This is a genomic window from Wolbachia endosymbiont of Spodoptera picta (assembly GCF_018141665.1).
Lineage (GTDB): Bacteria > Pseudomonadota > Alphaproteobacteria > Rickettsiales > Anaplasmataceae > Wolbachia.
This window is the reverse complement of the sequence record NZ_CP067976.1, coordinates 54,501-81,343: the sequence shown is the minus strand read 5'-3', so window position 1 is coordinate 81,343 and position 26,843 is coordinate 54,501. Positions and strand designations below refer to the sequence as shown.

The following is a 26,843-nucleotide window of genomic DNA, read 5'->3' as shown; positions in this document are numbered from 1 at the left end:
TTTTTTTATAACAAGTAAAAGATAATTTAGAAATACCTCATAATCGAGTTTTAAGCTATCTTACATGATTAACCTAGGTCTTGGTAGTATAATTGTACCCTGAAGTTGTAGAATGGCTTTAAAACGCAATTACGGGCCATTTGTTTTTTCTGAGCGTTTTCTTTCGTTTCTTTTATCAGATAACTTTGAAAGAGAGCTTTCCATTTGTCTTTCTGAGATAGGAGTAACCAAGCTTGGAGGTAATCTCAATAGGTAGGTTATAATATAAGAGGTAATATGCCAAGTAGTGGAAAATTTAAAGTGAAGGTAGCCAAAATAATTAGGGAAACAACCAGTAGCAAGTTTGATAGTCTTAATGCTAAAATGGATGAAGTAGACATTAAATGCTAAGTGATTAATGTATTTTCCATATTGAACTTACAGCACGTAGCTTTGATATAGAAGTTTGGGTAACGTCATGATAGTAATTTATATAATTCTTTGTGCAATCTTCATAGCTGTTTTAGACAGTTCATTAGACTCTTAGTTAAGGGATATGTCTAACTTAAGAAAGGTTTTCATAAATGTTCGAGTTAATAAGTAGGAATATTATGTTTTTTCCTTGAGTTGCAAGATTTCAGAATGAGAGAGACCGGTAATTTGAGCTATAACATCTATAGAAACACCGGCCTTAAGTGAGTTTTTTGCAACTTCAATTTTACCTTCAATTTTACCTTTTTGATGGCCGATTTGGATGCCTTCATGTTTAGCATCATCGATTTTTTGTTCCAAGATAGCAGCTTCTTTCTGTAAATCCATTACTCTTTCTTCATAAGCTACTAGGTCCTTCTCATTCCAATGAAACTTATCTAATTCATCATATGCTAGCTTTATTATTGGTGACTTTTCTGCTATTTTTCTTAAATCTTCATCCGTAGTTTCTTCTGCATACTTAAAGAAAAAGCACCATCTCTCAACAGTAGTTTCCAACTGCTCTACTTTACTTTTTGTAAATTTAGGTAGTTCAATGAAGACAAATTGAAAATCTTTTAAATAGTGCCCGTTAGTCTTTATATCGCTTATATTATGAGTGGAAATATAATAAACATCTGAAGGAAAGAGAGTACTATTGGAAATAGCAATAAAGAATACTGTCTTAAAATCGATGTAATTGCCAGACTGTCTTGAGTAAGCCTTAGCAGCATAAAGTTGGGCACGTTTCTCAAAGCCTTTATCACGAGCAAGCTGCATTTCTGCAATATACCTATTTCCGAGAGAATCCTTACAGAGGACATCAACGATGCTTTGTTTATCAGAAGCAATCTCAGGATTCATAATGGTGCTGAGAAACTCAACATCCTGAATAGCATTGACTCCAGTAAAGCCTAAGATATCATTCAAAAAATGGATAAGGATATTCTTATTTTTTTCAGTACCGAAGATTTTCTTAAATGTTAAATCTAATTTTGGATCGAGAAACTTCGAAAGAGCCATGAGAAAGTAAGATAAAAAGCATTAATAATTATACACAATTGTGAAGAAATATTCAACTAAAATGCAAACATTTTGTATATCTTTATTTGATAGTATTAACCCATATAATATTTATGGCAAATATCTCTACAAGGTATCAGATAGCAGAAAAAGTAAGGAGCTGGAGGTTAAAGCGAGGTTATACTCAAAAAGATTTAGCGGGAAAAATCGGCGTAACGTATCAAATAGTACTACAATATGAAAAAGGAACACGTAAAATTTCGATTGAAAAGTTGTATGCTATAGCAGAGATATTGTCGATTGGTATTATAGACCTAATTCCTGTATCAAATGAAAAAATCTGTTTTGAAGATGAGGGAGAGGAAATATTAAATCTAGTAAGAAAATATAAAAAGATTAATGATCAGGAATTACGTAGAATGTTTTGTTTACTAACCAAATTTGTTCAAGTTAGTGAGAAAAATAGTAAAAAAACGGAGAGAATAAAAATTGCAAAAGGTCTGGTTAAAGGAGGAGTTTCTGTTGATATTGTTGCAAAAACAATTGGTCTCTCTGCTGATGAATGTGTTGAAGAAAAAACGGGTTCTATATACTGCAAAATAGGGAAAAAGATAAAGGAATGGAGGGCAGTACAGGAATATACTCAGAAGGATTTAGCAGAGAAAATGAGTACAACACGTGACGAAATAAGCAATTATGAGCAAGGAAGAGTTGCTGTTCCACTTGATAAATTATATGCAATAGCAGAAACATTATCGATTAGTATTACAGATCTTCTAATAGAGGAAGGTAGTAAAGTAGAAAATGAATTACCGAATTTAATTGAAGAATACAAAAAGATTGAAAGCCAAGAACTACGTAATGTACTAATAAAATCTATGTTTAAAAGCATACAAATTTGTGAGGAGAAAATTAGAGAAGAAGAAAGAATCAAAATTGCAAAGAACTTAGTTAAAAAAAGCATACAAATTTGTGAGGAGAAAATTAGAGAAGAAGAAAGAATCAAAATTGCAAAGAACTTAGTTAAAAAAGGAATTTCTACCGATATTATTTTGCAAATAACAGGCCTCTCTTTAGGCGAAATTCAACAAATTTAAGTAAAAAAATCAGTATCTATTAACATCTTTACTTTTTGATGAAAAAATAAGTAAAAAAGATTGAGAAATTGATTTGACTTCACTCGGAAGCTATGGCTCTATGCCAATGCTGATAAAAAAACAGCAGTAAATATTTAAAAAAAGTTTGTTGTTAGTGAAGGGTAAATTATATGAATAAAAGTAAAGAAGAAATAGAATTCAGAATATTAGAAAGCAAAGGCAAAGCACTACTTGATCGTGAAATAATGGAAACATTTCTAAGTGCAGTACATGAAAGGCCACAGGCTCAAGAAATTGCTAAAAATCTGGTGAATACTTATACGGGAGTAGGAAAGATTTTAGGTAGAGAAATGGATGACCTGAAAGTTATAGAAGGAGTAACTGATTCTGCAGTAGCAATGATTATGTGTGTTGAGGAAACACTAGAAAGAGTACTGAGAGAAAAGCTCAAGAGTGAGCCAATAATGGACTTACAAGGGCTAGTAGAGTATTTGAACGTAAGTATAGGACACTTAGAAAGGGAATGTGTAAAAATACTGTATTTGAATAAAAGGCGCCAACTAACCGGAGAAGAATCCTATATTGGTGAAATGGAAAAAGCACCAGTATACATAAAGGAAATTACAAGAAAAGCATTAATAAAGAATGCAACATTAGTAATAATGTCACACAACCACCCTGGGGGAAGTTTAGAACCTTCAGAAGAAGATCAAGCAGTAACAAAGAGCTTGGCAGCAGCGTGTAGTACTGTAAGCGTTAGATTGTTTGATCACATTGTTATCACAAGTGCAGGCTATTTTAGCTTTCGAGAAAACGGATTGTTATAGCAGAAAGTATTTGCAAATCTGCTCACTATAATTTATAATGAGTAATAAGGTGTATAATAACTGTACACTTAGAAAAATAGCGGAGGCTAATATGAATAATAAAATAATTGTACCTTTTAGTGATAAAGGGGGAGGTGTTTACGAGTTAAACGTTGATCTTGATAAATTGTCAAAAGGTGAGATGTTAAATGCTATTGTAGGAATTGGTCATGCTAACCAGCAGTCCACTTTTGTAAGCAAAATTGATAAGGCTAAAAAACCTGGAGAAGTGCCCTTCCCTAATAGAGACGTTCAAATCAACTACGGAAAGGGACTTGATTACATATATGGCACAAAACCTATAAGTGATCAAGAAGATAAAAATCCATTTGCCTCAGCTTTGCAAAAAATAAAGCCAAATACAGAGAAGCTGAGCTGGTTTAAGAGTTCTATAGTAGAGGCAAAAAACGTAAATGAATTGCACAAAGTTATAGACCAAGTACTAGCCTCAGGAGCAAGAATAAATGCATGTGATGACGGGGAATGGAGTTTTGCAGAGTATGTAGTATTAGGTACACATTTTCATAAATTTGATAAGGTTGATCGTAAAAAGCTAATACGTAAATTAATGCTAAGCGGCGCAGAGTTTCATGATACTCTACTACAGAATAAACTGATAGGTGAAATCTATAATGAGCTACAGCCAGAAGTTCAGCCACAGATAGATGAGAGACTAGAAGAACTAGAAAAAGCTGGCGAAAGTGCTGTGCAAGAAGGAGAATTAATAGATATCGAGATAGACAATACAACATCGTATATAGAATTTTCTGATAATAGCAAGGTAGAGGTAGCAAAAATACTGAGAGAGTTAGGAAGTAATATTTTAAAAATTGGTAATAATGCAGTTGAGGTTAAAAGTGAGAAAGGAGGTATAAGAAACTATGTCGATGTGTCAGATGGCAGCTCTATTGTATTAGAATTTCCTACAAGCATTGGTAAGCTAAATATTGTATTGTACCAAGAGGCAGATCAGGTGCAAGTGAGAGTAGAAAATAAGGAAATGTGGGCTGAGTTAAAAAAAAGAGGCGAAGAGATAGGAAAAAATTGCCTCTTTGGGGGAGTGAAGCTTAAGGAAGTGGTAGAAAGAGGTAATTTTACTAGATGTGGCATATGGAATGAAAAGTATGCTATAAAAGAGATTAGCAATGATGAAGTATTGTCTCCGTGGGTAAATAGGATACGTGAAGGTAGTAAAGAAACTTTTAGAAAACTTTAATGTGTCTATAGTCACCTTTAAGGTTCCAGAGGTTTTTTCTTACCGTTATATCTGGAGCCTTAACAAAATTGAGCTATAGTAGAAAATATTATACGCATGGTTGTTTTCGTGGAAAAAAGTCTAGACTGTGAAGTAGGGGAAAAAGTAAAAAGTTGGAGGTTAGAGCGAGGGTATACTCAAAAGGATTTAGCGGAGAAAATTGGTGTAAAGTACTGGGTAATACTGCAATATGAAAAAGGGAACCGTAAAATTTCAATTGAAAGGTTATATGCTATAACTGAGGCACTATCAATCAGTATTACTGATCTCATTCCTGTGTCAAAAAGCTGTCTTGAAGATGAGGGAGAGGAAATATTAAATCTAGTAAGAGAATATAAAAGGATTAACGATCAGGAGTTACGTAGAATGTTTTGTTTGCTAACCAAATTTGTCCAAGTTAGTGAGAAAAGTAGTAGAAAATCGGAAAAAATAAAAATTGCAAAGGGTCTGGTTAAAGCAGGAGTTTCTGTTGATATTGTTGCAAAAACAATTGGTCTCTCTGTTGATGAATGTGTTGAAGAAAAAGTTGGTTCTATATACTGCCAAATAGGAAAAAAGATAAAAGAATGGAGGCTAGTGAGAGAGTATACTCAAAAAGATTTAGCAGAGAAAATGAATACAACCCGTCACGAAATAAGCAACTATGAACAAGGACGCGTAGCCACTCCACTGGGAAAATTATATGAAATAGCGGAGGTATTATCAATTAACATCATGGACCTACTTGAACTAACAGGAGATAAGATAGAAAATGAGCTGCCTGATTTGATTAAAGAATACAAAGAAATTGAGAGCCAAGAATTACGTAATGCACTAATAAAGTCTTTGTTTGAAGGGATACGTATTTGTGAGGAGAAAGTGAGAGAGGTAGAAAGGATTAAAGTTGCAAAGGATCTAGTAAAAGGGGGAATTTCTATTGATATTATCTTGCAAATAATCGGTTTATCTGCTGACCAAATTGCATAAAAGTTTATTTTTTTAATTGAGGTATATGTTTGTTTCTGTAAGTGATGTTAGTCCTATACGCTACAAAATAGGGCAAAAAATAGAAAATTGTAGGTTAATGTGAGGTCATACTCAAATAGAATTAGCAAGTAAAATAGGTTTAACATACCAAGAAGTGAACAGCTATGAAAATGGGTATATTCCTATTCCAGTTGGAGCACTATATGTAATAGCAAGAGTATTATTAGTTGATGTTGTAGATTTATTACCTGAACCAGTAGTAGTAAGAGAGTATGAAGATGAAGAAATACTCTATCTAACAAAAATATATGAGAATCAAAAGTTAGGCAAAATAGTACCTTCATTAGTAAGATTTGTTCATATTAGCGAGAAAATCAATCAAGAGGAGGCAAGATTAGAGGTAGCAAAAAATCTAGTTAAAGAAGGAGTATCAGTTGACATAATTTCCCAAGCAACCGGCTTATCTATTTACGAGTATAATGATACAAGAAAAGAAGTCTGCACTGACTCTATATATTACAGAATAGGACAAAGAATAAGAGAATGGAGGTTGATAAGGAGATATACTCAAAAAGATTTGGCGGATAAAGTTGATTTAACGCTCAAGGAAATACACGAATATGAAAAAGGATGTACTGCCATCTCATTTGATAAATTATATGAAATAGCAAGAGCATTATCAGTGAATATTAAAGTTTTGCTACCTGAAACGAGAGAAAGTAAAGAAGAAAATAGGCTATTGAGTTTAATAGACGAGTACAGAGAACAAGAATCATTAGATACGTTAGTCAAATCTCTATCTGAAGATATAAAAGATAGTAAAGAAAAAGTTAAAAAAATGGAAAAGATCAAAGTTGCAAAAAATCTAGTGAAGGAGGGTGTTTCTACTGATGTTATTTTGCGAGCAAGTGGCCTAACTGCTGATGAGTGTGAAAATTGAATTGTGTTAAAGACAGTTGGTAGTGTTAAATAATATATTAAGATATAAGTAAATATAGTTATATATTTAATACTTCTATGCAGAATTTGTTTATCACTTTTTGATTATCCTCTATCATTGCATTTGCCTCCTGCTGAAGAGATTTGATATTTTTTGATGTAATATTATCCATGTCAGCCGACGCTAGCTTCAATTGCGATTGTATTCTTACGTATCTATTGCCTATTACTTGATTCATCTGATAATTTACGCAGTCCAATCCAGAGGCAAACATCACATTTAACAAAGGTTTTATCCAGCCTATTTTTCCAAATCTCTTTGAATTGGCATACTCTATGCTTCTATCTGTTCTGCCAGTACCTATCGATAACAGTAGAATATCGTCATTTGGAAATAACCTTTTACCACTAGCATAAGCACATGCCGCTGGATTATTGGCAAAAACCCCTCCATCCACTAGTACCATTTCCTTTTGGTTGATTTTTAAATATTTAGGTGCAAAGTAAGTAGGTGCTGCAGTTGCTGCTCTTAATACATCCCTTAAATTTAATAAAATTCCTATCCTCTTTCCAGCTTTTGAAGAAAAAAGGAGCACTGTTCTTAATATCGTAGCTTGTAAGCATTAAATTATTTGTTGCATCTGCAAGAGTAGAATCACCAAAATATCTATTCAGAACGCATTCAATATTTTTGCATGAATACTGTGCACAATTTAGCCAGGAAAATATTGATCTTCTGAAAAATGAAGACTTAAAGATATGTGGCCCGTCTTTCTGATAGAGATCAACTAAGTCGAGAGCAGAGTATTGTTTATTACATAACCCGGCAACGATAATACCACCTGTAGAAGTTCCGACCATTAAGTCAAACATTTGAGAGATTGGCTTTTTTGTTCTATACTCTATTTCAGCTAGAACAATAGCAGGTATAATACCTCTTATGCCTCCACCGTCGACTGAAAGAATACATTTGGCCATGTTTAGATATTTATTGATTTTTTTAACTTGTTTACTTTTATCAGGTTGTGTTTCTTGTCCAAGTACTACTGTATGTTTCACTCCTAGAGAAAATTGCACCAACCTAATAATTGATTCCGTGGGTCATGCTAAAAAATCCTTGTTGGTTCAGGCATACCAATTTACCTCAAAGCCTATTGCTGAATCCTTGGTTCAAGCTAAAAAGCGTGGAGTTGATATTAAGGTTATTCTAGATGAATCACAAACTAGTTCAAAACATAGTGTAATTAACGAATTATTTGAGCACAAAATCCCGATATGGATTGACTTTAAACCCGCTATTGCTCATAGCAAGGTAATTATTATTGATGAGCAAAAAATCATAACCGGATCATTTAACTTTTCAGATGCCGCTCAGCAAAGAAATGCTGAAAACCTACTGATCATAACAGGAGATTCTCCACTAGTTGAACAATACGTCAAAAATTGGAAAAATCGCCAATCGCAGTCTAAGCATTATACACCAGACTTTAAGTTGTTATCTAAGTGAGGAAAGTCACCTCTCCCCACTCGACTTCAAAACCGGACTTGATAGTTTCCCATCATCCGGCTTCTCTCTAATTTGGCGCTTTTCATGCATACTCCCATGTAATTCGTCGTGACAATGCCCATGCAACAAGGATAAATTTTTGCTCATATTATTACGTCTATTCCGGTCTTTATGGTGTATCTCTAGGATATCATCATTTTTGAACCAAAGTTGACATTGATCACATTTACCTTGTTGCAACTTCATTAATTTTATTACTCGTGGTGATTTTCCTGGAACTTTACTTAAGCGATTTGCCCAATATAACCAATCTCCGTCATATAAAGATCTAGATCCTTTCACTTTGATATGCCTTCTTATGGCATGATCTACGTGCCTAACAAGCAGTAAATTGTTATTCGTCATAAATCTCCAATTATCGTTATCTTTCTTTCGAAAGTATTTTCTCTTAATCCAATGCTTCCCTTTGTTACAGTGTCTAAAGACTGCCCATTTCCAAAGCTTTCCATGCATATCATGATCTAAAGAACTAAATACTTTATGTGACACTACCGAAGAGTAATACTGACTCCATCCTCTAATAACTGGATTAAGGTTTTTAATTACTGCTTCTTGAGGTGCTGCACGCATTTCTTTAAGTTTTTGCTTAATGATTTTAGCATGTTGTTTTATAGAGAGGCGACTTGGTTTAATTAATAATTTATAACCTTTCTTACTTTGTTTTGTTAAGTATTGTCGTATTGTGAACCCAAGAAAATCAAAACCTAGTATTTGTCCTCCATAAGTTTTTAACGTATGAGATATTTTTGTCTTTGATGGCTTTAACTCTAATCCAATGGTATTTAACCATCTTTCCGTTAGATTTTTTGCCTTAAAAACAATTTCCTCATTTTCATGGAGAATCACACAATCATCTGCATAAGTAATCACACTTAGTGATTGACCAGCATGTTTATGTGAAGCTTTACCATATTTTTTCTTTTGATAATCAAATAGTTCCTTTCTCAATGCCATTTTTAGGTAATATTCTAACCCATGTAGAGCTATACTTGCTAACAAAGGTGAAATAGTTCCGCCTTGTACTGTACCACTCTTTGTGGGTCTAAACGCTTTACCTTCCATAACTCCTGCTTTTAGCCACCTTTTTATAACTTTAGTTAATGTTGGTGTGGTGTTAAGCTTTTTTTGTAATGCATTATGGTTGATGTTATCAAAGCACCCTGAAATATCTGCATCCAGTAAAAATGCTGTTTTCTGTTTTAGTGCTATGAATATAGCTTCAATGGCATCATGACACGACCTACCAGACCTAAAACCATATGTGTTTGGCTCAAATTTTGCTTCCCACTCCGGTTCTATCACCATTTTTACAAGTGTTTGTTTTGCTCGATCTGATATTGTAGGAATACCAAGCGGGCGATACTCCGATGGCTTACCAGGTTTTGGAATCCAAACTCGTCTCGATGGTTTTGCTTTTTCTCTTATATCCAAAGAATATACTAATTGTAACCTTTCTTTTTGATTAAGATTCGCTTTTCCATCTATACCTGCAGTCTTTTTTCCTCTGTTATCCTGAGTTACCTTTCTAACAGCGAGCGTTCTTGCACTTGTTGATCTGAGTAACAATCTCTGAAGATTATGCATCTTTTTGATATCATTACATTGTGAAGCTCGGTAAATTCGTTTTTGTAGCTTAAATGAAGATTTCTCCAGCTTGCGCCAAGGAATTTCATTCCATTCATACCTAACATTTTGTTGGCTCATAACATATTCACTACTATTCACAACTTTATCTTCCAAACTACAGTGTCTACGTTTGCATATCCTAAACATTACCTTAGGCATTAGCTTCTTAGACAATCCCTCTACATAGGAGCATTCGGCTGGCTACCTTCTTAGTTATCCTTTTGAAAATAAAGAATAATAAGAGCTTCTATGTAGTTACTCCGTTCCATAAAATCGTTTCTCGTTAAACTTAGGCTCTTACTATCTGCCGGAAGATTGGAAGCATCTTAATCAGGAAAAGCCGATCCTAATTACCCGTTTCTTCATACCTTTTGGTATATGCGTATTCAACCTTATTTCGCATATTCGAATTAACGACAGTTCAAACATAAGTTTCTTTTCGTAGCCATATCTAACTCTTCTCGAGAGGATTTATCATAAGGTTTGATATTACTCCCTTTTGATCCATGCTTACACCATGAGAATTTGCCACTTTCTTAAGGTGTGGATCATGATTTTACCCAGATGCTATGGGAGATGGAATTTAACCATCACGACATTTATGACCTTCGGGCCGCACAGCAATTAATTTATCGTAAGAATCTAGATTATCAGACAATACATCATGTATATCAGAAAGAGCTTGTTCATATTTGAAAAAGTCTTCCTCATGTTGGCAAAATAACTCATCCAATTGAGGAACAAATGTTTCGTTTAAATCTTTGACTACTTTATCCACAATCTTGTGAACATAACTAACTTTTACATTACTTTCTTTCATTTTCTCAAATGATAGAGGTTTATGTTTAACTTCTATTTCATCGATTATTTTTAGATTGCTTTGTTTAGTGTCATCACTCATATTAACTCCTATAAAAAATTAAAATTTCAAAATTAGATAAATTACATAACATAGATAATCTTCTCGAATTACCTAAATTAAATACTCACTCTCAATATACTTTCCCATCATCGTTAACTCAGTATCAGTATTTTGATGATATTCTGCCTGCCATCCATCTTTTTCCAGATCTAGATCGTTTCCATCTTTAGATTTATTCGCCTCTATCAGCAGCAGACCTACTGATGATCCATGGCCATTCTTAACAGCATAATATAAAGGAGTGTGTCCACTATTATCTTTTGTATTAATACCGATTTTATCTGACTCCAATAGAACACTCACTGTGTTTATACAGTTTTTCTCAGCAGCTAAATGTAAAGGAGTCTTTCCACTATCATTTTTTGGATTAACATCGATCTTATTTGACTTTAATAGAGCTTTCATTGCGTCTTCCTTGTCTTCCCTAGCAGTTAAATGTAAAGGAGTATTTCCAATATAACATTTTGAATTAACATCGATTTTATTTGACTTCAATAAAGCCTCTATTGAGTTTGCACGTCCTAACCAAGCAGATAAATGTAAAGGAGTATATTCATCATTATCTTTTGAATTTACATTGATTTTATTTGACTGCAATAGAGCACTTATTGCATCTACACAATCTACATTAGCAGCGAAATGTAAAGGAGTGCGTCCATAATCGTTTTGTTTGTTAACATCAATTTTATTTGACTTTAATAGAGTATTTATTGCATCTACATTGCATCTTATGGCAGCTGCATGTAAAGGAGTGGCTCCATAGAAGCCTTCTACATTAATATTGATTTTATCCGACTGCAATAGAGCCTTCATTGCTTCAATATTATCCATCTTAGCAGCTAAATGTAAAGGAGTATCTCCATAATCGTTTTGTTTATTAGCATCAATTTTATTTGACTTTAATAGAGCCTCTATTGCTTCTGGATAGTCTTCAATAACAGCTTTATGTAAAGGACAAGGACGCTCTACTTCATCGCACATTCGATTAAGATTTACTCCTTTATCTACACAATCTTTTATCATTTTAATATTCTTTTCTGCAATAAAATTGCATAAGTCATGGTGTGAATAATTCATCTGTAAACTACCTTTCTAAAATAGTAATTTTAGCATACAATCTTTAATAACTTATGAATTTTATATTCCTCAATAATAGGTATTTTCGTATTTTATTTTTATAAATGGAAAGAATCCTGTTTTTTTAATACAAAGCTGCAAGAATTTTTCCTTCATCTCTGAATAAATTATACTAACTTAGTATCATATATTATTAAAAAGTCAAATAATATAACCATTTCCAGCAACCAAACTCAACAAACGTGAGAACTGTTTATTTTGGGATCTCATGGTCTACCACGTGTACCATACGAACTTTTTAATATAGTGATTTCATTATACGCTAAAACTAGCCACATTAGCACATTTCATCCATATCTACATACGAACTGTTTTGCCTAAGATTATGGAAATAATTTAAATTTTCTATTTTTATAACCCTATTTTACGTGGCTTGTTCTCGCAAATGTATGACCTTTTTTGAAGGAGTAAATAATTGAAATCCTTATGACACTAAGTTGAGTGTTTTTCTATCCAATTTGAAATAAAAGATATTTTTCTACACCTATATACAACAAATTTGCTGTTCTAAAAAATAAACTCTTGCTAATTATATCAAGTGTATAATAATCAAAACATGGATTTTTAGAGTGAGGTAAATTATGTATCCTAATGTACACGAAAGTAATGGTAATACTGAGTTACATTGTGCTGCTAAAGATGACAACTTAGAAGCAGTTCAAGCTTTACTAAACAAAGGTGCTGATGTTGAGGTACAAAACGACAATGGCGATACTGCTTTACATATAGCTGCTCAAGAAGGCCACTTAGAAGTAGTTCAATTTCTGTTAGAAAAAGGGGCTAGTGTTGGAGAACAAAATAGCGAAGGCTGCACTGCTCTTCATTGTGCTACTGAAAATGGTTGCTTAGCAGTAGTTAAGTACTTTATAAATGAAAAAAGAATCAATATTAACCAAAAGAACGATGATAATGACACTCCTTTACATATAGCTGCTGAAGATGGCCACTTAGAAGTAGTTCAATTTCTGTTAGAAAAAGGGGCTAGTGTTGAGGAACCAGGCAGCGAAGGATGTACTGCTTTGCATTATGCTGCTAGAGGAGGTCACTTAGGAATAGTTCAAGCTCTATTAGATAAAGATGCTGATATTGATGCACAAAACAACAATGGCGATACTGCTTTGCATCTTGCTGCTGAAAATGGTTGCTTAGCAATAGTTAAATACTTTGTAGACGAAAAAGGAATTAATATTAACCAAGAGAACGATGATAATGAAACTCCTTTGCATATTGCTGCTAGCGAGGGACGCTTAGAAGTAGTTAAATTTCTGTTGGAAAAAGGAGCCGTTTTTGAGGCAAAAGAAAATGATGACTTAACTGCTTTGCATTATGCTGCTACAAATAGTCACTTAGAAGTAGTTCAAGCTCTATTAGATAAAATGGATAATGCTGACATACTAAAGAAGAGTTTCAAATATGTCTTGCATATTGCTGCTCGAGAGGGTTACTTAAAAATAGTACAAGCTCTACTAGACAAAGGTGCTGATATTGATGCACAAAACAAGGATGGCGATACTGCTTTGAATGAAGCTGCTGGACGTGGTCATTTGCAAGTAGTTCAATGTCTGTTAGAAAAGGGTGCTAGTTTTGAAACACGAAACAACGAAGGCTGTACTGCTTTGCATATTGCTGCTGAAACTGGTCACTTAGAAGTAGTTCAAGCTCTGTTAGACAAAGGGGCTAACGTTGAAGCAAAAAGCAAAAATGGCAGTACTGCGTTGCATGAAGCTGCTAGAATGGGTCGCTCAGACATAGTTCAATATCTTGTAGAGGAAAAAAAGGCTACTATTGATGTAAAGGACGTTGATTGTAATACTCCCCTGGATTTAGCTGATAGAAGCGGCCACAAAAATATTGTTGAGTATCTTAATTTTCAAAAAAAGAAGCATTCTGAAACTTCAAGAGCAATAAAGACCGGTTTCTCTGTAGGTGTAATAGCCACGTTGACAGTAACCATTGGATGTATTGTTACTCATATAAGTTTATCAATATTAGTTATTGCTGCATTGATAGTTGGAGCCATTGCTAGTGGCATTACATATGCAATATTAAAGCCTAGTACTAAGCTAAATGAATATGAAATAGGGAGACAAAATTTACCAGAACCAGTTACACCTTAAGAGTAAGTGTTACATAGCTCTTGTTTTTTATGTCAAGTATATAATAATAAAATATGGAGTTTTAAAATGAGGAGAGTTATGAGTTTTGATAAGTTGGAAGAAATACTAGCTTCTATTGATACTGACGTTGGTTTAAGTGAGAGTAATGTGTTCAGAAAAGTAGAAGAGAAGCTAAAACAAATAGATACATCTGGCCTATTACAGCTTGCTGTTTTGAAAAATAATAAACGAATGGTAGAGACTCTTATACAAAAAGAGGCTGATGTTAATGGAATGGATATATACGATCGTGATCCATTATATTATGCTATCTTGCATAGAAATACACGAATGGTAGAGGTCCTGATAAAGAATGGGGCAAGTGTTAGGAAGAAATATAATGATGGAAGTACTCCTTTGCATTATGCTATCTTGGGTAACAAAACAAAAATAGTAGAGCACCTAATAAATAATGGGGCTGATGTTAATGCAGTAGATGAAAAAGGTAGGACTCCATTATACTTGGCTGGCCGAAATACAAAAATGATCTCGATTCTTATGAAGAATGGAGCATGTCCCTTACTGGAAAATAGAAATGTTGAATTTTTGAAGTATTTAATTGCACTCATTAAAGATGGTGATATAGATAATTTGGAGAAGAGAGAAGCGAAACAGAAAGAAGAGCAAGTAGATGATGAATATGAATCACTTAAATACTCATTGCTGCTTAGTGATAACAGCTCTTTGATCTCTATTATAAAAAGGGAAGAATTCAATAATTTAATATCTGAGTGGTCTTCAGGTGCACCTGACTTAAAAGAGGGCCAAAAAAATTTGAATAAGGAGTTGTTAAGTCTCCTAAAAGACTTTCCATTTTGTAACATTACAAGGTTTGAGAATTTTTTACAAGACAACAAAAGTAATGATGATCTAAAGATTGTTCTCAATCTTCAAAGAGGAAAGTCCAAGTTGACAATACTGCATGTAATACAAAGTATGGAGCGTTTGGCAGTAGAAAAAGATATGGCCTGGGCAGTTGGAGCATTTATAACTTTACTTTTAAACGCTGGAGCTGATCCTAACATAGTTGACAGTGAAGGACAAACACCTTTGCACTATGCTGCTTATTATAATACTTTAAATATACCTTTACTTCTGAACAAAGGAGCACGTAATCAACCTGATAAACAAGGAAAAACTCCTCTAGATATTGTAATTATTAACAAAAAACCTTTTGAAGTGAATATTTTAGAACAAATCTTTTTAACTCAGGAGCAAATGAGAGCAAAAAGCCATTTAGAAGATATTTGCGGTCATAGCCTTGACACTAATCAACTAAGAGAGTTTTTAAATCAGCACAGAGGAAATGAAGGTCTTAAAGAGATTTTAAATCTTCGTGATTGCAAAGGAAAGTCTCGTATTTTTCAAAAGATTAGAGATGCTTGTTATGGTGATAAAATTCGTTTTAAAGAAGCAGAAAGGTTACTGTTAGAAGCAGGAGCAATTGATTACAAAGGATGGAAGGACAAAGAACATTTACCTAAAGCTTCCACTTTATGGGACATTTTAATATTAAATCAACGGGAGGAATTGAAAACTTTTTTAGATATGGCCAATGCAGCCGAAAACATGAACGAGTTAGAGCAAGTTGTAAAAAGAGCTATAGAAGCAGGAGTAATGCTGAACTTTGCTGTGTCAGGAAGTTTATATGACAAGAAATATGAGAGTAAATATGGCTTTGCAGATTGTATAATAAGAAAAATTAGTGAATTAAAAAAGAACTCTAGAATTGCAAGTGATGTAGAGGTTGCTAGTCGTATAGTATGTAACTTAGTATCAAAAGGAGTAGTACTACATACTATAAGCAGCATCCTTGTCATTGATGAACTAGAAGAGTTTAAAAGCCACAAAGCTAATATGGTAAAAGCCTATGAAAGTTATGCAAAGCGTAGTTTGAAATTTATGGAAATTGTTAAAAGTGCAACTACTGGCAAGGTGAAAAATGTAAAAGTGGATAACTCTATTCTCTATTTGGAATATTCAGAAAATAGTGTAGTTGAGGTTGCGAAAATCATAAATGAAGCAAATTTAACTCATGGAAGTATAGAATCTAGAAGAGATGTAATAGCAATCGGTGAAAGTGAGGTAGAAATTATAACGGAAGATGGGATAAGAAATTATACTAACCTTACGGGCAATATAGTACTGACTTTCTATACTAGTTTGGGAAAGATAGACGTTAAACTGTATCCTGACGTACAAGATAAAAGCAAAATTATAGTAGAAGCGAGTAATAAAGAGGAAGTATTGGAAAAATTCAAAGGTTATGAAGAAGAATTAGGTGAGAGTTGCTTACTTGGTGGAGATAGGGTCTACGATGCTATTGAGCAAGGATATTTTGAAAGATCTGGTGGATATTTAATACGTCCTGAAGTAATAAGCGAGTCTAACAACAAATGGACAGAACGTGAAGAGTTAAGAAGGACTTCTGATCCTAGGAGAGAAGTTTCTAGGTAGATTGATTTGCTAAAAAAGTTGAAGATTATTATTTAAATATAAACTACTATAATTTATAGGTTAAGGAGTTCGTACCAATGTCTTCTAAGAATACTCTTTTATGTTGTTTTTAAGCTGGCTACAAAATGAGGATATGGAGCATACAATTGGCTGGGCTGCCTTTTACACTCCAGGTCTACTATTAAAATATGCAGCTAAAATTGGATCATTTTCTACCATTATTGCATCTAACATACTAAAATCTTCATTATTTATATTGATATTTTCACATAATTGATTCTGTAACATTGACTTACTTTTCTATATCAATTTCAGCATCTTTTGTGTGGCTCTTTGTAGTAGCTCCTTTTGCAATAACCTTTTTTAATTTTCTGGCACATACTTTTTTCGATGTTTTTTCATATTGTTGTTTTTATAAACGTTACGATGCTGAGCCGTAAAATTTCTTCAATTGCTCACCCCAAAGCATCGGTATTTCACTTGGGGAGAATCTGGACGTTCTATGATTCGCAGTATTTTAGAGTCAGCTCGTAATATTCATACAAATGACACATCAGAAAAAGCAGTTCTTGCGCGAAAAATCAACTCAATTGCAGATTTAAACGGCCTGGAGTTCACAGCAAAAGTAGGCATTGAGGCTAATAATACCTATGGAGATAGGAACAGAATTGCTACGGTCATTACTCCTGAACAAGAGAAAAATTCAGACGCTGATTGGATACCATTCTAAATAAATTGCAACTATTTTTATAGTAAATTAATCGGAGGTTACATGGAGTTTTGCATTACTGAATCAAGACAAGAGATAAAAATGTTATTGGCTCACAATATTAAAGAGTGTCTGTCTTACTTATTGCCTGGTGGTAAATTTGGTTATGGGTTCTATTCTGGAAATATTAATAAAGACCACTTGATGGTAGTGGCAGAAGGTAAGCAAACTGGCACTTGGTATAACTGTGATAAGAAAACTAACGGAGATATTATTGAACTCTGGAGCATAATAACCAATAAAACTGATTTTTCTGAGATTACCAGCCTTATAACCAAATGGCTTAGTGAGCGTATAATAGCAAAATATAGCTACCTTGATAAAAATAATGAGGCTATAGCTTATGTTTATTTGTATAAAAACAATTATAGACATATATGGAATCTAAGAACCTCTAGGAATGGTCTGAAGCCATTATATAACATTCCCGGTATTATTAAGTCTGATGAAGTGATTATAGTTAAAGGTGAAAACCGTGCTGATAGTTTAATAAAGAGAGGTTTTACAGCAACAACTGCAATAGATGATGATATTGAGAAAACGGATTGGTCTATGCTAACAGATAAGCATATAATAATTTGGCCGGAAAAAGATGAACAATATGTTAAAAAAGTAGCAGTGGAACTAGACAATTTAGGTATGTCCTGTGAGAATCCTGAAAGTTTAGGTATATCATCTGAGAACCGTGAAAGTTTAAGTGTATTATCTGAGAAAAAAGCATTTCCTGCTAGTCATTATCTAAATGATAAATCTCCATCACCAGAGGATATAATTTTACCGAGAATTCTTACTCCTGGAGGACTTTTACTACTTAGAGGAGCTCCAAAGGTTGGCAAGACTGATCTACTGCTTTCTTGGTTAGCACATCTGTCAGTGGGACTACCGTTTTTGAGTATGGTTCCAATTAGACCATTAAAGATCTTTTATCTTCAAACTGATCTTGAATATCCCTACATTAAGGAACGGCTACAACAATTGAAATTTGATGATAAATCTCTAGAATTAATATCAAAAAATTTAATTATTACACCAAAAACAAGCTTACTTTTGAATTCTCAAGGAGTAGAAGAAGTAAAAGATATTATAGCAGAGAGACTAGACGTTAAAACAGTTGATATCATTGCTATAGATACACTACGTGGTGTTTTTGATTTCAATCAATATAAAGGAGAAAATAGTAATAGCTCGATGTTTTGTTTTTTAAAAGATAGAGTTGAAAAATTGAGGTCTATAACAAACCCTAGTTGTGGAATCATTTTAACGCACAATACTAACAAGGTATCGAAAAAGTCATTAGTAGAGGAACCATTTCAAAACTTTAGCGGAGCATCGGCTTTAAGAAGTTTTTATACTTCAGGGATAATGATGATCAAGCCAAACGGAGAACAAAATACTCGTCAATTGATATTTGAACTTAGAAATGGTAAATCTATTTTACCTATGCAGATCGAAAAAGTAAATGACAGTTGGCAAACTGTATCAGAAAAACCAACTGTAAAACAACGTCGAAAAAAAAGTTATGACATCATTTTACGGTTAATTAATGAGAGAGCAGCTAAGGGAAAATTTTATACTAAAAGCCAATTTTGCTATTTATTTGAAGATACATTTGGTTTGAAGAGTTGTCATTCCATTCGTAGATATGTTAACGCATTAGTTGCTTCAGGTTATATTAAATTCTATGAAAAAGAAATACCAGAGCGCGTAAAAGTTATGAAAGTGGCTGAGCATTTAACGAGGAGAGATATTTAATAACACTCATTTTTTAAGAACAATAGTAAAAGGATTAAGCCTGTAGCCATATTCCTTAGTACCTATCCCTGACCATGGCAGAGTTTGAATAATATCGTCTTTTTTGACATTTAAACCTAAAGTTATAGCCAATTTCTCTGCTATAGTTTTTTGCATTCTATTTATTGGTTTGCGAATTTGTTGTTCAACATCGTGAATGTTTTCTAAGCGATTTGCAATTTCTCCAACGTTTAAAGTTTTGTATTGCTCTGGAGAAATTCCACTTTTAAAGTCATGAAAAAATTGATCTAAGAAAATAAAAAATATTCTTCCAGACTTTGACTGTGTTTCGATAACTCCTATACCATTAACACAAATGTCATTGCCTTTAATATGGAGCTGAAAAGTCTTTTCTGCTGGAGTAGACTTAGTCTGTTGCAATGGAATGTAAGAATAGCAATTGAATGCCTGAAAAGAAACATTAGGTAATAATTCTGGTACTCCTTTTTCTACTGTTTGATGCAATACTTCATTTAAACTTTGATCTTCGCAAATTAGATCTGCTATAGGAACAATGTGTAGATTCAGTGGTGGCTTAAGACTCTCCTTATTAAAAGTTATTAAAGCAGTAGGGGTGGTTTTTAACTTATCCACAGCAGAGTATGAGTTATCAGGACAGCATTCGGGAATAATTAAGCTGATAAGGCTTGTGTCAACAATAACATAATAAACTCCGGTTGCTACTTTATTACAAGTAATCTTTAAACTTGCTAATTGCTTTTCAAACCATTCTATAACTTTCAAATGATTAACTTTTACCTCTAAAGAAAAGTAACGCTGTTTTTTATAAGTATCAGGTAAAATATCACGTTCACAGAGGTCACACATTATTGGGTTATCATAATCTTCATCATAATCGCTGACAATTTCTAATCTATTGTTGCAGAAAGGATTTATTACATGAAAATCAAACTCATCTTCATCATTAGCACAGATTATAAAGTAATATTCTCTTAAATTTACAAACCCAAGACTTGACAGGTATTGTGCAACTTCTAAATAATCTCTGCTAGGTGTATCATAAGAGTCACTCCACCGTAGCAGATTAGTAACTATTTGCCTGTAGAAAGTTGGATTTTGCTTTTGACAGAATGGTAAGTCCATAAGTATTGGAAAACATTAACTTAAAATCTTCACGTTCTTTTTTATCAAGTACGTGTTCTGAATAATTGATCGCTATATAGTCTGTATTGGCATGAAAAGATAGAGTAACTTTTTTGTTTCTAAATATCACCTTTATATGTTGAACAAGACTAATATTGTAGATTATACTGCCAATTGAAGGCTCTAACACCTTTAACCACTTTTCTATGGAATTTGTGTTTAATGTAAAATAAGTGCTTGGTTCAGGTGACGTAAACTTTAATTCAATTAATTTGATGTCTTTTATTAATTCATGTACACAGTCAGTCAAGAATGTACGCACTTGGGCAACTTTATTCTGATTACGTAGATTAATAAATGAGCATTCACGTTGAAAATATCGACTGGCAATGCTGTTTGCTATTTCTAAGCCACGTTTGAGGTTTTTAGTACACAAATTTACCTGATTGCTATTTAAAGAGAAGTCAAGAATAATCCAGTCAGGTTTGTAACCGTGTATTACTTGGTTTGAGCTAAGTACCAGGTCTGAATCACTAGCACGACGTATAAATAAGTAAATGCGGTCTTGGTAGTAAAAAAAACCTTTGAACTTACTTTCAAAGTTGTCATTTGCTAGAGAATCATGTTGAGTTAATATCTCTCGCAGTACCTCTTTCGACAAAAAATCTTTAAATGAGCTCTGTCTTTGTCTTGGAGGATTATTTAAAATAAATGATGAAAAACTTCTTTTTTGAACTTTATTAAAAAGAAAGACGTGCTTCAGCAAGTTATGGTCAATAAGAAAGAGAGTAAATAGTATAGATTTTTTATCATATTTTACATCGCCACTCAATATAGGCTTTGCTATCTCAATTATGGCTGAATCAGACTTCAAACGGCTAAAGTAGCTGATTAAATAATAATTAGGTAAATAATCAAGGTTGCTGTCGATAAGGAATTTACGCTTTTGCTGAACTGACCTATAGTCATAATAAGGACTATTATCAAACAAATGCTGTTGATAATTGAAGTGTTGTTTAAGAATAACATTTAATTGCTTATTATTAAGAGAGTTAATCCAACTTTTGCACAAATCAGGATTTTGAAAACTCAATAGTAACTCAGTAGCAGGAACTTCAAGATCATCTTCCCAGAATTCTTGATTGGCAATCATTATCCAAAAGAAAAAATATTATGATAACTGTAGTATATTAAACAGTTGCGTCAATACTACCATAAAAAAAAAATTGAACAAATTGAAGAGAAAAAGCTATTATATATAATAGGAGGGTTGAAAACAGATAATGTCAATTCTAACGCAATCAGGCAGAGCAGCAATAGCAGCAAGCATAAAAAAGCAATCTATCCATCTTGCTTGGGGAAGTGGTGATGGAAGCTCTGGAAGTAGCCATAAAGTAGAAAAAACTTTCGTTAAGGGTGAAATAAAATTTGATCATCAACCTATTAAAGATGTGAAGGTTGTTACAGGACAAACAACTTATCAGCCAAGTATTGACTATACAGTTAATGGCAGTACTGATGTAATAAAACGTACGGAAAATAGCTCTATTCCAGTAAGTGATAAAGTTACTGTAGAGTATAGTGAAAGCACACCACCAGAGCTGATAACTTCTGAAAAACTGCTCAATGAACTTGGCAGACGTACTGCAGACGAAGTGCTATTCTGCACAGGTGATGAAAACGGTGAACTTATAACTCCATCTGGAAGGTTTAGGCCCTCAAATGTACCAACTAATAATCTCTATCTCAAATTTACTTTCGATTTCACGGATGCAGCAAATCAAGTAATCAGAGAGCTAGGGGTTATGGTTGGTACTAAAATAAAAGAAGAATTACCTGAAGGACAGAGATATTTTGAACCTCAAGATATAGAAGAACATGGGATTTTATTGATTTTGGAACATACCGTACCACTTATCAGAACTGCTGCAACTCGGGAAACTTTTTCATTTGTTGTAACTTTTTGAATTTTTCTAGCATTAAATGACTTTAAACGCCTATTATAACCGCTTTAATCCTGACAAAGAATACGAAAAAAGCTTGTTTCTAGCAGGAAGAGGTCTACAGTCTGCAGAACTAAACGAGACTCAGGAGTATGCTCTCTCTAAGATTAAAGGCATAGGCGATGCAATATTTCGTGATGGTGATGTTATAACAGGAAGCAATTGTATTATAGATAGAGAAACTGGTAAAGTTAAACTTGAGGGAGGAAAAATCTATCTGCGCGGTGCAGTTAGAAAAGTTGAAAAAGAAGAATTTATTATTCCACTTAATACTATAGTTCGCATAGGTGTTTATTATGTAGAATCTACCATCACAGAACTTGAGGATGAAAATCTTCGTGATCCTGCAGTTGGTGCACGTAATTATCAAGAAGTTGGAGCTGCAAGGCTTAAAGTTTCCACCATTTGGGGTTATCAAGCTCAAGGTTTTTTTTACGTTTTTCTGAAGGAGAATTTTATCCAATTTATAACATTGAAAACGGAGTTCTTGTTCAGTATTCACCGCCACCACAAGCAAACATAGTAACTACTGCTCTTGCTCGTTATGACAAAGAAGCAAATGGTTCCTACGTCGTAAATGGTCTTGAAGTAATGTTCCTGCAAAAGGAAGAGGGAGAAGGAGGAAAAAAAATATTTGTGATTAATGAGGGCAAAGCTCATGTTGATGGCTATGAGATTGAACTTCCTCACAGTATTCGTGTTTCTTTTGATGAAGATCCGGATATAAAATCAGTTGAATCAGAACCACATACTTTTCAGCCAAATAGCCAAAGAGTAATGGAACTGAAGGTTAATGATTTTCCAATAAGTGAAATTAAAAAAGTAGATATAACTGTTCAGAAAACTATTACTGTTACTCACGGTTCATATTCTGGAGCTATTGATCCGATACCTGACTCTGCAGTACTTGAGATTATTCAAGTTAAACAAGGCAATGTTATTTATGAAAATAGTATAGATTACAAACTAAACGCAGGAAACGTTGATTGGTCATTACCTGGTAAAGAACCAGCTCCTGGAAGTAGTTATCAAATAACTTACCACTGTCGCACTCATGTAAGTCCTGAAGATATAAGTGAAGAGGGATGTAAAGTAAAAGGAGCAGTTGATAACAGCTTGGTTCTGGTTGATTACACCTGGAAAATGCCCCGCTATGATTTAATTACTATCGATAGCAAAGGAGTGGTAAGAAGAATAAAAGGAATTTCCCACCCTTGGCGACCATCAATGCCTAAAGCACCTAGCGGACAACTTTTGCTCTGCTACATTCATCAGACATGGAAAAACGGAGAAAAAGAAGGGGTAAAAATAGTGAATAATGCTATTCATGCTGTACCGATGAATGAGCTTGAAGCAATGAAAAAAGGAATAAATGATCTTTATGCGCTGGTTGCACAGGAACGTCTACGCAATGATGCAAATTCAAGAGAACCTACCAGCAAAAAAGGAGTATTTGTAGATCCGTTCTTTGATGATGATATGCGCGATCAAGGAATTTCGCAGTCTGCAGCAATAGTAAATAGAGAGCTAGTTCTGCCAATAGATGTAGAAGTTGCAGATATTGAAAAAGGTGGGGAAAGATATCTTTTGCCATATGAACTTGAACCGGTACTGGAGCAGCTTTTACAGACTAAAGGAGAAAAGATTAATCCATATCAAGCTTTTGACCCAGTACCGGCACAAATTACTCTAAATAAAAACATTGACCACTGGACAGAGGTTACCACTAATTGGAAAAGTCCAGTAACCAGAGTATTTAATGTTAAAGAAACGACAGAGCTGCTGTCAAGTACTTCATACGAAACTGAATTTATGAGAGAAGCAATACAGAATTTTGAGATCGAAGGTTTTGAGCCAAATGAAAAGCTCAAGGAGGTGAAGTTCGATGGTATCTTCATTCAGCCTACTGCGTAAGAGGTAAAAATATGCTCACAGCTAACAACCAGGGAAAATTAAAGGGAAAGGTGAAAGTGCCAGCAAACATTCCAGCAGGTACTAAATTAGTACAGTTTTACGGTGATAAAGGCAGTTATGGAGAAGCAACTTATACTGGTAAAAAAACAATTACCATAGAGGAAAGAAGAAGAGTTATCGCAGCAAGAAGAGTTGATCCTTTAGCGCAAACGTTTACTTTAAATGAAAGTAGGCACATAGGAGGTGTGGAGCTATGGTTTATAAATAAAGGCAAAAAACGTGTTGTTGTGCAGATTAGAGAAACAGCAGTGGGAATGCCCTCGCAAACTGTATTGAGCCAAAAGATATAAAGATAGATGGCACAGCAACACGTATAACTTGGTCGCCAGTGTTTTGTCATGCTGGGCAGGAATATGCAATAGTTTTACTTACCGATAATAGGGAAAATGCGGTCAAAGTAGCAGAACTTGGCAAATATGATGCAGTAAATAGCCGTTGGGTAACAAGTCAGCCATATCAAGTAGGAGTATTACTTTCATCGAGCAATGCAAGTACCTGGACTCCACATCAAAATTTAGATTTAACGTTTCGATTACTAGCTGCAAAATTTAGCGAACTTTTTCACCTTTTTAATCTTGGCAAAGTCAATGCGAATAATGTATCGGATTTGATAGTTTTGACGAACGTTGAAAAAGTAGCATTTGATACCAATGTAGAATTTATTTTAACAGATGAAGAAGGAAAAGAAAATTTTTTGTCTGATAATTTGCCGCTCGCACTGCGTGAAAGAATAAATGGGGAATTAACGGTAAAAGCAAGCCTAAAAGGAGGGCGAGAAAAAAGTCCAGTTCTTTATCCTGGGTTACAGTTAGTTCTGGGTAATCTTTCAGAGTTCGGAGATTATGTTACAAGAAGCATTACAGCAGGAGCTAACACTAAGATTACCATAACATATGATGCGCTGATACCTGGCACTGCAGATGTTAAAGCATATGTACAAAAAAACGTGGATTGGCAATTAGTAAATTTAACATCAGGAAAACCAATAGGGGAAAACTGGGTAGAGAGAACTCATGTGCTAACAAACTTTAATGGTAATGAGACAAGGGTAAAATTAGCTTTGAGTGGAACGGTTGTTTATCGCCCTAAAGTCAAAAATCTACGAATCATTATCACTTAGCAGAATGTCAGATGATAAAACAAGCAGAGGGTATCCACTACCACATCCAGAAAATATTGCTGTGCAGGATGTTGTTCGTATCCGTACCACAATTAAGAAAATAGATGAAGATATTACCGAAAGAGAAGATGAGCATAATCAACTTAAGAGTAATTTTGAGCGGTTTAATTTTGAGACTTTTTTAAATTTTTGGAAATGAAAGAAGCAATATACCAAAGGATAAAGGATTTAGCAGCAAATAGCACACCTGATCAACTGGCATATCTTGCAAAATCGCTGGAATTGATAGCAGATAAAAAAGCTATTTCTGATATTGCGCAAATGACTAAAGTAAAAGAAATAATTGATGCACTACAAAAGAGGCTTAAGGATTTAGCAGAAAACAGTACACCAGATCAATTAGCATATCTTGCTAAAGCATTGGAATCAATAATCGACAAAAGTGCAGTTTCTGAAATTGTACAGATGACAGATGGTAAGCTAAAAGAACTTCTTGATAGTGCAAAAAAACACTTAACTGATCTGGATAATAAAAAAGCTAGTTCTTTAGCAGTGATCTCTGAATCAGAGAAGCAGTTATTAAAGAGAATTGATGAAAAAGGAACAACAAATTTATCGCTACTTGATACGAGAAAGAATGCCAATATTGCAGCAATAAATAGCATTAGTAACAGTCATAAAGATGGTCTTAAAGGTTTAGTGAATAACTTCCGTACTGTTAATGATGTGCCAAGTGGCTCATCAATTATTAGGGAAATAGAAACTCGAATTAAAAACATCCTGAATGAGGTAAAAACTCGGGATGAACAGTTAAAAGCGTCTCTTATAAATGAAATAAGAAAGCGCAACATGGTTGAACCAGGGTCATTACCTTTCTTATTTGGTGTACTTGGCAGAAAAAATAATTATTTTGGCCACGGAACTTTTACGACAGAGCTTGGAAAGTGGAGTAGTGATATAACAAAAACTGACTATATGTTACAACTACTAGCAGGTAGCCATACGTACAATACAGATTACGTTAGTTTTTATCGGCCAAGACAACTAAGTTTTATAGAGGGAAGTAAAGGAACATTTATTTACGGAGAGTTATGCACAAAAAGTTTTTCGGGTAGTTATGATGAGATATACTATTACCCGTATGCTGCACTTGGAGTAGTATTTGTAAAAAATACAACCAATGTGAACATAAATAAGACAATGGAATTTGTTGGATCATCGTATTCGAGTACGGAATATGGGGGAGCAGGATTATTTGTGGGAACTCCTGATAACACTAATTCTAATAAATCAAGTATTTCAAAAATAGTATGGAAAAATGTTTACCAATACACGAGTTCTGATAGCAAGTTAGCCGGATCTGGTAATGTGGAGATTCCAGCAGGAAAAACAGTTGCAATATTACTTTACACATCATCTTATCTGTATTCCAGAACACAAGTTAGTCAAGGTATGCTTGCATCAAATTATGTACACAACTATGGTCAATTTATTCAGTGGGGGATTTATAACATACGTAGCAATGTTCTAACTACAGGACTTGAAGTAGATGTGGAGAGAACGCTAAAAGCTTGGCAATGTCCAGTATTATCTAACACGTATGAGATTTGGAGGTAACAAA

The 26,843-nt window shown here is 34.0% G+C and carries 18 protein-coding genes and 5 pseudogenes; 15 read left to right on the top strand and 8 right to left on the bottom strand.

Going from position 1 to position 26,843, the window contains the following annotated elements:
- Positions 1–588: 588 nt before the first annotated feature.
- A complete protein-coding gene (locus JKF54_RS00370; protein ID WP_211908128.1) occupies positions 589–1,473 on the bottom strand; it encodes an Rpn family recombination-promoting nuclease/putative transposase in 885 nt (294 codons plus the stop codon).
- A gap of 113 nt (positions 1,474–1,586) precedes the next feature.
- On the opposite strand from JKF54_RS00370, the gene wmk (JKF54_RS00365) reads away from it, so the two are divergent.
- The 5 genes and pseudogenes from wmk (JKF54_RS00365) (at position 1,587) to wmk (JKF54_RS00345) (ending at position 6,597) form a co-directional block, all read left to right on the top strand.
- Positions 1,587–2,570, top strand: coding sequence for a WO male-killing family protein Wmk (gene wmk / locus JKF54_RS00365; protein ID WP_211908127.1), 984 nt, complete (start codon positions 1,587–1,589; stop codon positions 2,568–2,570).
- Positions 2,571–2,740: 170 nt separating this feature from the next.
- Entirely contained in the window at positions 2,741–3,397 is a 657-nt protein-coding gene (locus tag JKF54_RS00360; RefSeq protein ID WP_211908126.1) for a JAB domain-containing protein, read from the top strand.
- Positions 3,398–3,488: 91 nt separating this feature from the next.
- The gene (locus tag JKF54_RS00355; protein ID WP_211908125.1) at positions 3,489–4,652 is read left to right on the top strand and encodes a hypothetical protein; all 1,164 of its coding nucleotides are present in this window, start codon (positions 3,489–3,491) and stop codon (positions 4,650–4,652) included.
- 96 nt (positions 4,653–4,748) lie between these two features.
- Positions 4,749–5,657, top strand: a complete 909-nt coding sequence (gene wmk / locus JKF54_RS00350; protein WP_211908123.1) for a WO male-killing family protein Wmk — start codon at positions 4,749–4,751, stop codon at positions 5,655–5,657.
- A 25-nt stretch (positions 5,658–5,682) separates the two neighbouring features.
- Positions 5,683–6,597, top strand: a pseudogene (wmk, locus tag JKF54_RS00345) (WO male-killing family protein Wmk).
- Positions 6,598–6,655: 58 nt separating this feature from the next.
- Here the strand turns inward: wmk (JKF54_RS00345) and JKF54_RS00340 are convergent.
- Positions 6,656–7,574, bottom strand: a pseudogene (locus JKF54_RS00340) (patatin-like phospholipase family protein).
- On the opposite strand from JKF54_RS00340, the gene JKF54_RS00335 reads away from it, so the two are divergent.
- Positions 7,573–8,103: a phospholipase D family nuclease gene (locus JKF54_RS00335; RefSeq protein ID WP_211908121.1), complete on the top strand. Its 531-nt coding sequence runs from the start codon at positions 7,573–7,575 to the stop codon at positions 8,101–8,103. The pseudogene JKF54_RS00340 and the gene JKF54_RS00335 overlap by 2 nt on opposite strands.
- A 6-nt stretch (positions 8,104–8,109) precedes the next feature.
- Here the strand turns inward: JKF54_RS00335 and ltrA are convergent, their stop codons facing one another.
- The 3 genes from ltrA to JKF54_RS00320 all read right to left on the bottom strand — a co-directional run bounded on the left by ltrA (position 8,110) and on the right by JKF54_RS00320 (position 11,788).
- Complete coding sequence (gene ltrA / locus JKF54_RS00330; protein ID WP_211908091.1) at positions 8,110–9,936, bottom strand: group II intron reverse transcriptase/maturase; 1,827 nt, start codon at positions 9,934–9,936, stop codon at positions 8,110–8,112.
- Positions 9,937–10,372: 436 nt separating this feature from the next.
- Positions 10,373–10,690, bottom strand: a complete 318-nt coding sequence (locus tag JKF54_RS00325; protein ID WP_211908119.1) for a hypothetical protein — start codon at positions 10,688–10,690, stop codon at positions 10,373–10,375.
- 72 nt (positions 10,691–10,762) lie between these two features.
- A complete protein-coding gene (locus JKF54_RS00320) occupies positions 10,763–11,788 on the bottom strand; it encodes an ankyrin repeat domain-containing protein (protein WP_211908116.1) in 1,026 nt (341 codons plus the stop codon).
- A gap of 641 nt (positions 11,789–12,429) precedes the next feature.
- Between JKF54_RS00320 and JKF54_RS00315 the strand changes: the two genes are divergently transcribed.
- Both JKF54_RS00315 and JKF54_RS00310 read left to right on the top strand, forming a co-directional pair.
- The gene (locus JKF54_RS00315; RefSeq protein WP_211908113.1) at positions 12,430–13,965 is read left to right on the top strand and encodes an ankyrin repeat domain-containing protein; all 1,536 of its coding nucleotides are present in this window, start codon (positions 12,430–12,432) and stop codon (positions 13,963–13,965) included.
- A gap of 78 nt (positions 13,966–14,043) precedes the next feature.
- Complete coding sequence (locus JKF54_RS00310) at positions 14,044–16,461, top strand: ankyrin repeat domain-containing protein (RefSeq protein WP_211908109.1); 2,418 nt, start codon at positions 14,044–14,046, stop codon at positions 16,459–16,461.
- A 162-nt stretch (positions 16,462–16,623) separates the two neighbouring features.
- On the opposite strand, the gene JKF54_RS06655 is transcribed toward JKF54_RS00310, so the two are convergent.
- Complete coding sequence (locus tag JKF54_RS06655) at positions 16,624–16,749, bottom strand: hypothetical protein (RefSeq protein ID WP_255521123.1); 126 nt, start codon at positions 16,747–16,749, stop codon at positions 16,624–16,626.
- Positions 16,750–16,939: 190 nt separating this feature from the next.
- On the opposite strand from JKF54_RS06655, the pseudogene JKF54_RS00305 reads away from it, so the two are divergent.
- Positions 16,940–17,191: pseudogene (locus JKF54_RS00305) on the top strand (hypothetical protein); the annotation flags it as partial.
- 42 nt (positions 17,192–17,233) lie between these two features.
- Positions 17,234–18,982, top strand: a complete 1,749-nt coding sequence (locus tag JKF54_RS00300; protein WP_211908108.1) for an AAA family ATPase — start codon at positions 17,234–17,236, stop codon at positions 18,980–18,982.
- Positions 18,983–18,988: 6 nt separating this feature from the next.
- Here JKF54_RS00300 and JKF54_RS00295 read toward each other — a convergent pair whose 3' ends face one another.
- Complete coding sequence (locus tag JKF54_RS00295; RefSeq protein ID WP_007303017.1) at positions 18,989–20,125, bottom strand: hypothetical protein; 1,137 nt, start codon at positions 20,123–20,125, stop codon at positions 18,989–18,991.
- Complete coding sequence (locus tag JKF54_RS00290; protein WP_007301877.1) at positions 20,067–21,278, bottom strand: hypothetical protein; 1,212 nt, start codon at positions 21,276–21,278, stop codon at positions 20,067–20,069. Before JKF54_RS00290 ends, JKF54_RS00295 begins: the two co-directional genes overlap by 59 nt.
- Before the next feature lie 130 nt (positions 21,279–21,408).
- Between JKF54_RS00290 and JKF54_RS00285 the strand changes: the two genes are divergently transcribed.
- The 5 genes and pseudogenes from JKF54_RS00285 (at position 21,409) to JKF54_RS00265 (ending at position 26,839) form a co-directional block, all read left to right on the top strand.
- Entirely contained in the window at positions 21,409–22,092 is a 684-nt protein-coding gene (locus JKF54_RS00285; RefSeq protein ID WP_211908107.1) for a hypothetical protein, read from the top strand.
- Between the two features lie 16 nt (positions 22,093–22,108).
- Positions 22,109–24,042, top strand: a pseudogene (locus JKF54_RS00280) (DUF4815 domain-containing protein).
- 11 nt (positions 24,043–24,053) lie between these two features.
- A pseudogene (locus tag JKF54_RS00275) lies at positions 24,054–25,222 on the top strand (hypothetical protein).
- Between the two features lie 4 nt (positions 25,223–25,226).
- A complete protein-coding gene (locus JKF54_RS00270) occupies positions 25,227–25,421 on the top strand; it encodes a hypothetical protein (protein ID WP_141457048.1) in 195 nt (64 codons plus the stop codon).
- On the top strand, positions 25,418–26,839 hold the full coding sequence (locus JKF54_RS00265) for a hypothetical protein (RefSeq protein WP_211908106.1): 1,422 nt from the start codon (positions 25,418–25,420) through the stop codon (positions 26,837–26,839). Before JKF54_RS00270 ends, JKF54_RS00265 begins: the two co-directional genes overlap by 4 nt.
- Positions 26,840–26,843 lie beyond the last annotated feature (4 nt).

What these genes read in the sequence shown, in the direction of transcription:
- JKF54_RS00360 (WP_211908126.1), top strand. Translation starts at nt 2,741, where the DNA reads ATGAATAAAAGTAAAGAAGAAATAGAATTCAGAATATTAGAAAGCAAA.
- wmk (WP_211908127.1), top strand. Translation starts at nt 1,587, where the DNA reads ATGGCAAATATCTCTACAAGGTATCAGATAGCAGAAAAAGTAAGGAGC.
- JKF54_RS00320 (WP_211908116.1), bottom strand. Translation starts at nt 11,788, where the DNA reads ATGAATTATTCACACCATGACTTATGCAATTTTATTGCAGAAAAGAAT.
- JKF54_RS00265 (WP_211908106.1), top strand. Translation starts at nt 25,418, where the DNA reads ATGAAAGAAGCAATATACCAAAGGATAAAGGATTTAGCAGCAAATAGC.
- JKF54_RS00355 (WP_211908125.1), top strand. Translation starts at nt 3,489, where the DNA reads ATGAATAATAAAATAATTGTACCTTTTAGTGATAAAGGGGGAGGTGTT.
- JKF54_RS00335 (WP_211908121.1), top strand. Translation starts at nt 7,573, where the DNA reads ATGTTTAGATATTTATTGATTTTTTTAACTTGTTTACTTTTATCAGGT.
- JKF54_RS00310 (WP_211908109.1), top strand. Translation starts at nt 14,044, where the DNA reads ATGAGTTTTGATAAGTTGGAAGAAATACTAGCTTCTATTGATACTGAC.
- JKF54_RS00315 (WP_211908113.1), top strand. Translation starts at nt 12,430, where the DNA reads ATGTATCCTAATGTACACGAAAGTAATGGTAATACTGAGTTACATTGT.
- JKF54_RS00325 (WP_211908119.1), bottom strand. Translation starts at nt 10,690, where the DNA reads ATGAGTGATGACACTAAACAAAGCAATCTAAAAATAATCGATGAAATA.
- JKF54_RS00290 (WP_007301877.1), bottom strand. Translation starts at nt 21,278, where the DNA reads ATGATTGCCAATCAAGAATTCTGGGAAGATGATCTTGAAGTTCCTGCT.
- JKF54_RS00300 (WP_211908108.1), top strand. Translation starts at nt 17,234, where the DNA reads ATGGAGTTTTGCATTACTGAATCAAGACAAGAGATAAAAATGTTATTG.
- ltrA (WP_211908091.1), bottom strand. Translation starts at nt 9,936, where the DNA reads ATGTTTAGGATATGCAAACGTAGACACTGTAGTTTGGAAGATAAAGTT.
- JKF54_RS00270 (WP_141457048.1), top strand. Translation starts at nt 25,227, where the DNA reads ATGTCAGATGATAAAACAAGCAGAGGGTATCCACTACCACATCCAGAA.
- JKF54_RS06655 (WP_255521123.1), bottom strand. Translation starts at nt 16,749, where the DNA reads ATGTTACAGAATCAATTATGTGAAAATATCAATATAAATAATGAAGAT.
- JKF54_RS00295 (WP_007303017.1), bottom strand. Translation starts at nt 20,125, where the DNA reads ATGGACTTACCATTCTGTCAAAAGCAAAATCCAACTTTCTACAGGCAA.
- JKF54_RS00370 (WP_211908128.1), bottom strand. Translation starts at nt 1,473, where the DNA reads ATGGCTCTTTCGAAGTTTCTCGATCCAAAATTAGATTTAACATTTAAG.
- wmk (WP_211908123.1), top strand. Translation starts at nt 4,749, where the DNA reads ATGGTTGTTTTCGTGGAAAAAAGTCTAGACTGTGAAGTAGGGGAAAAA.
- JKF54_RS00285 (WP_211908107.1), top strand. Translation starts at nt 21,409, where the DNA reads ATGTCAATTCTAACGCAATCAGGCAGAGCAGCAATAGCAGCAAGCATA.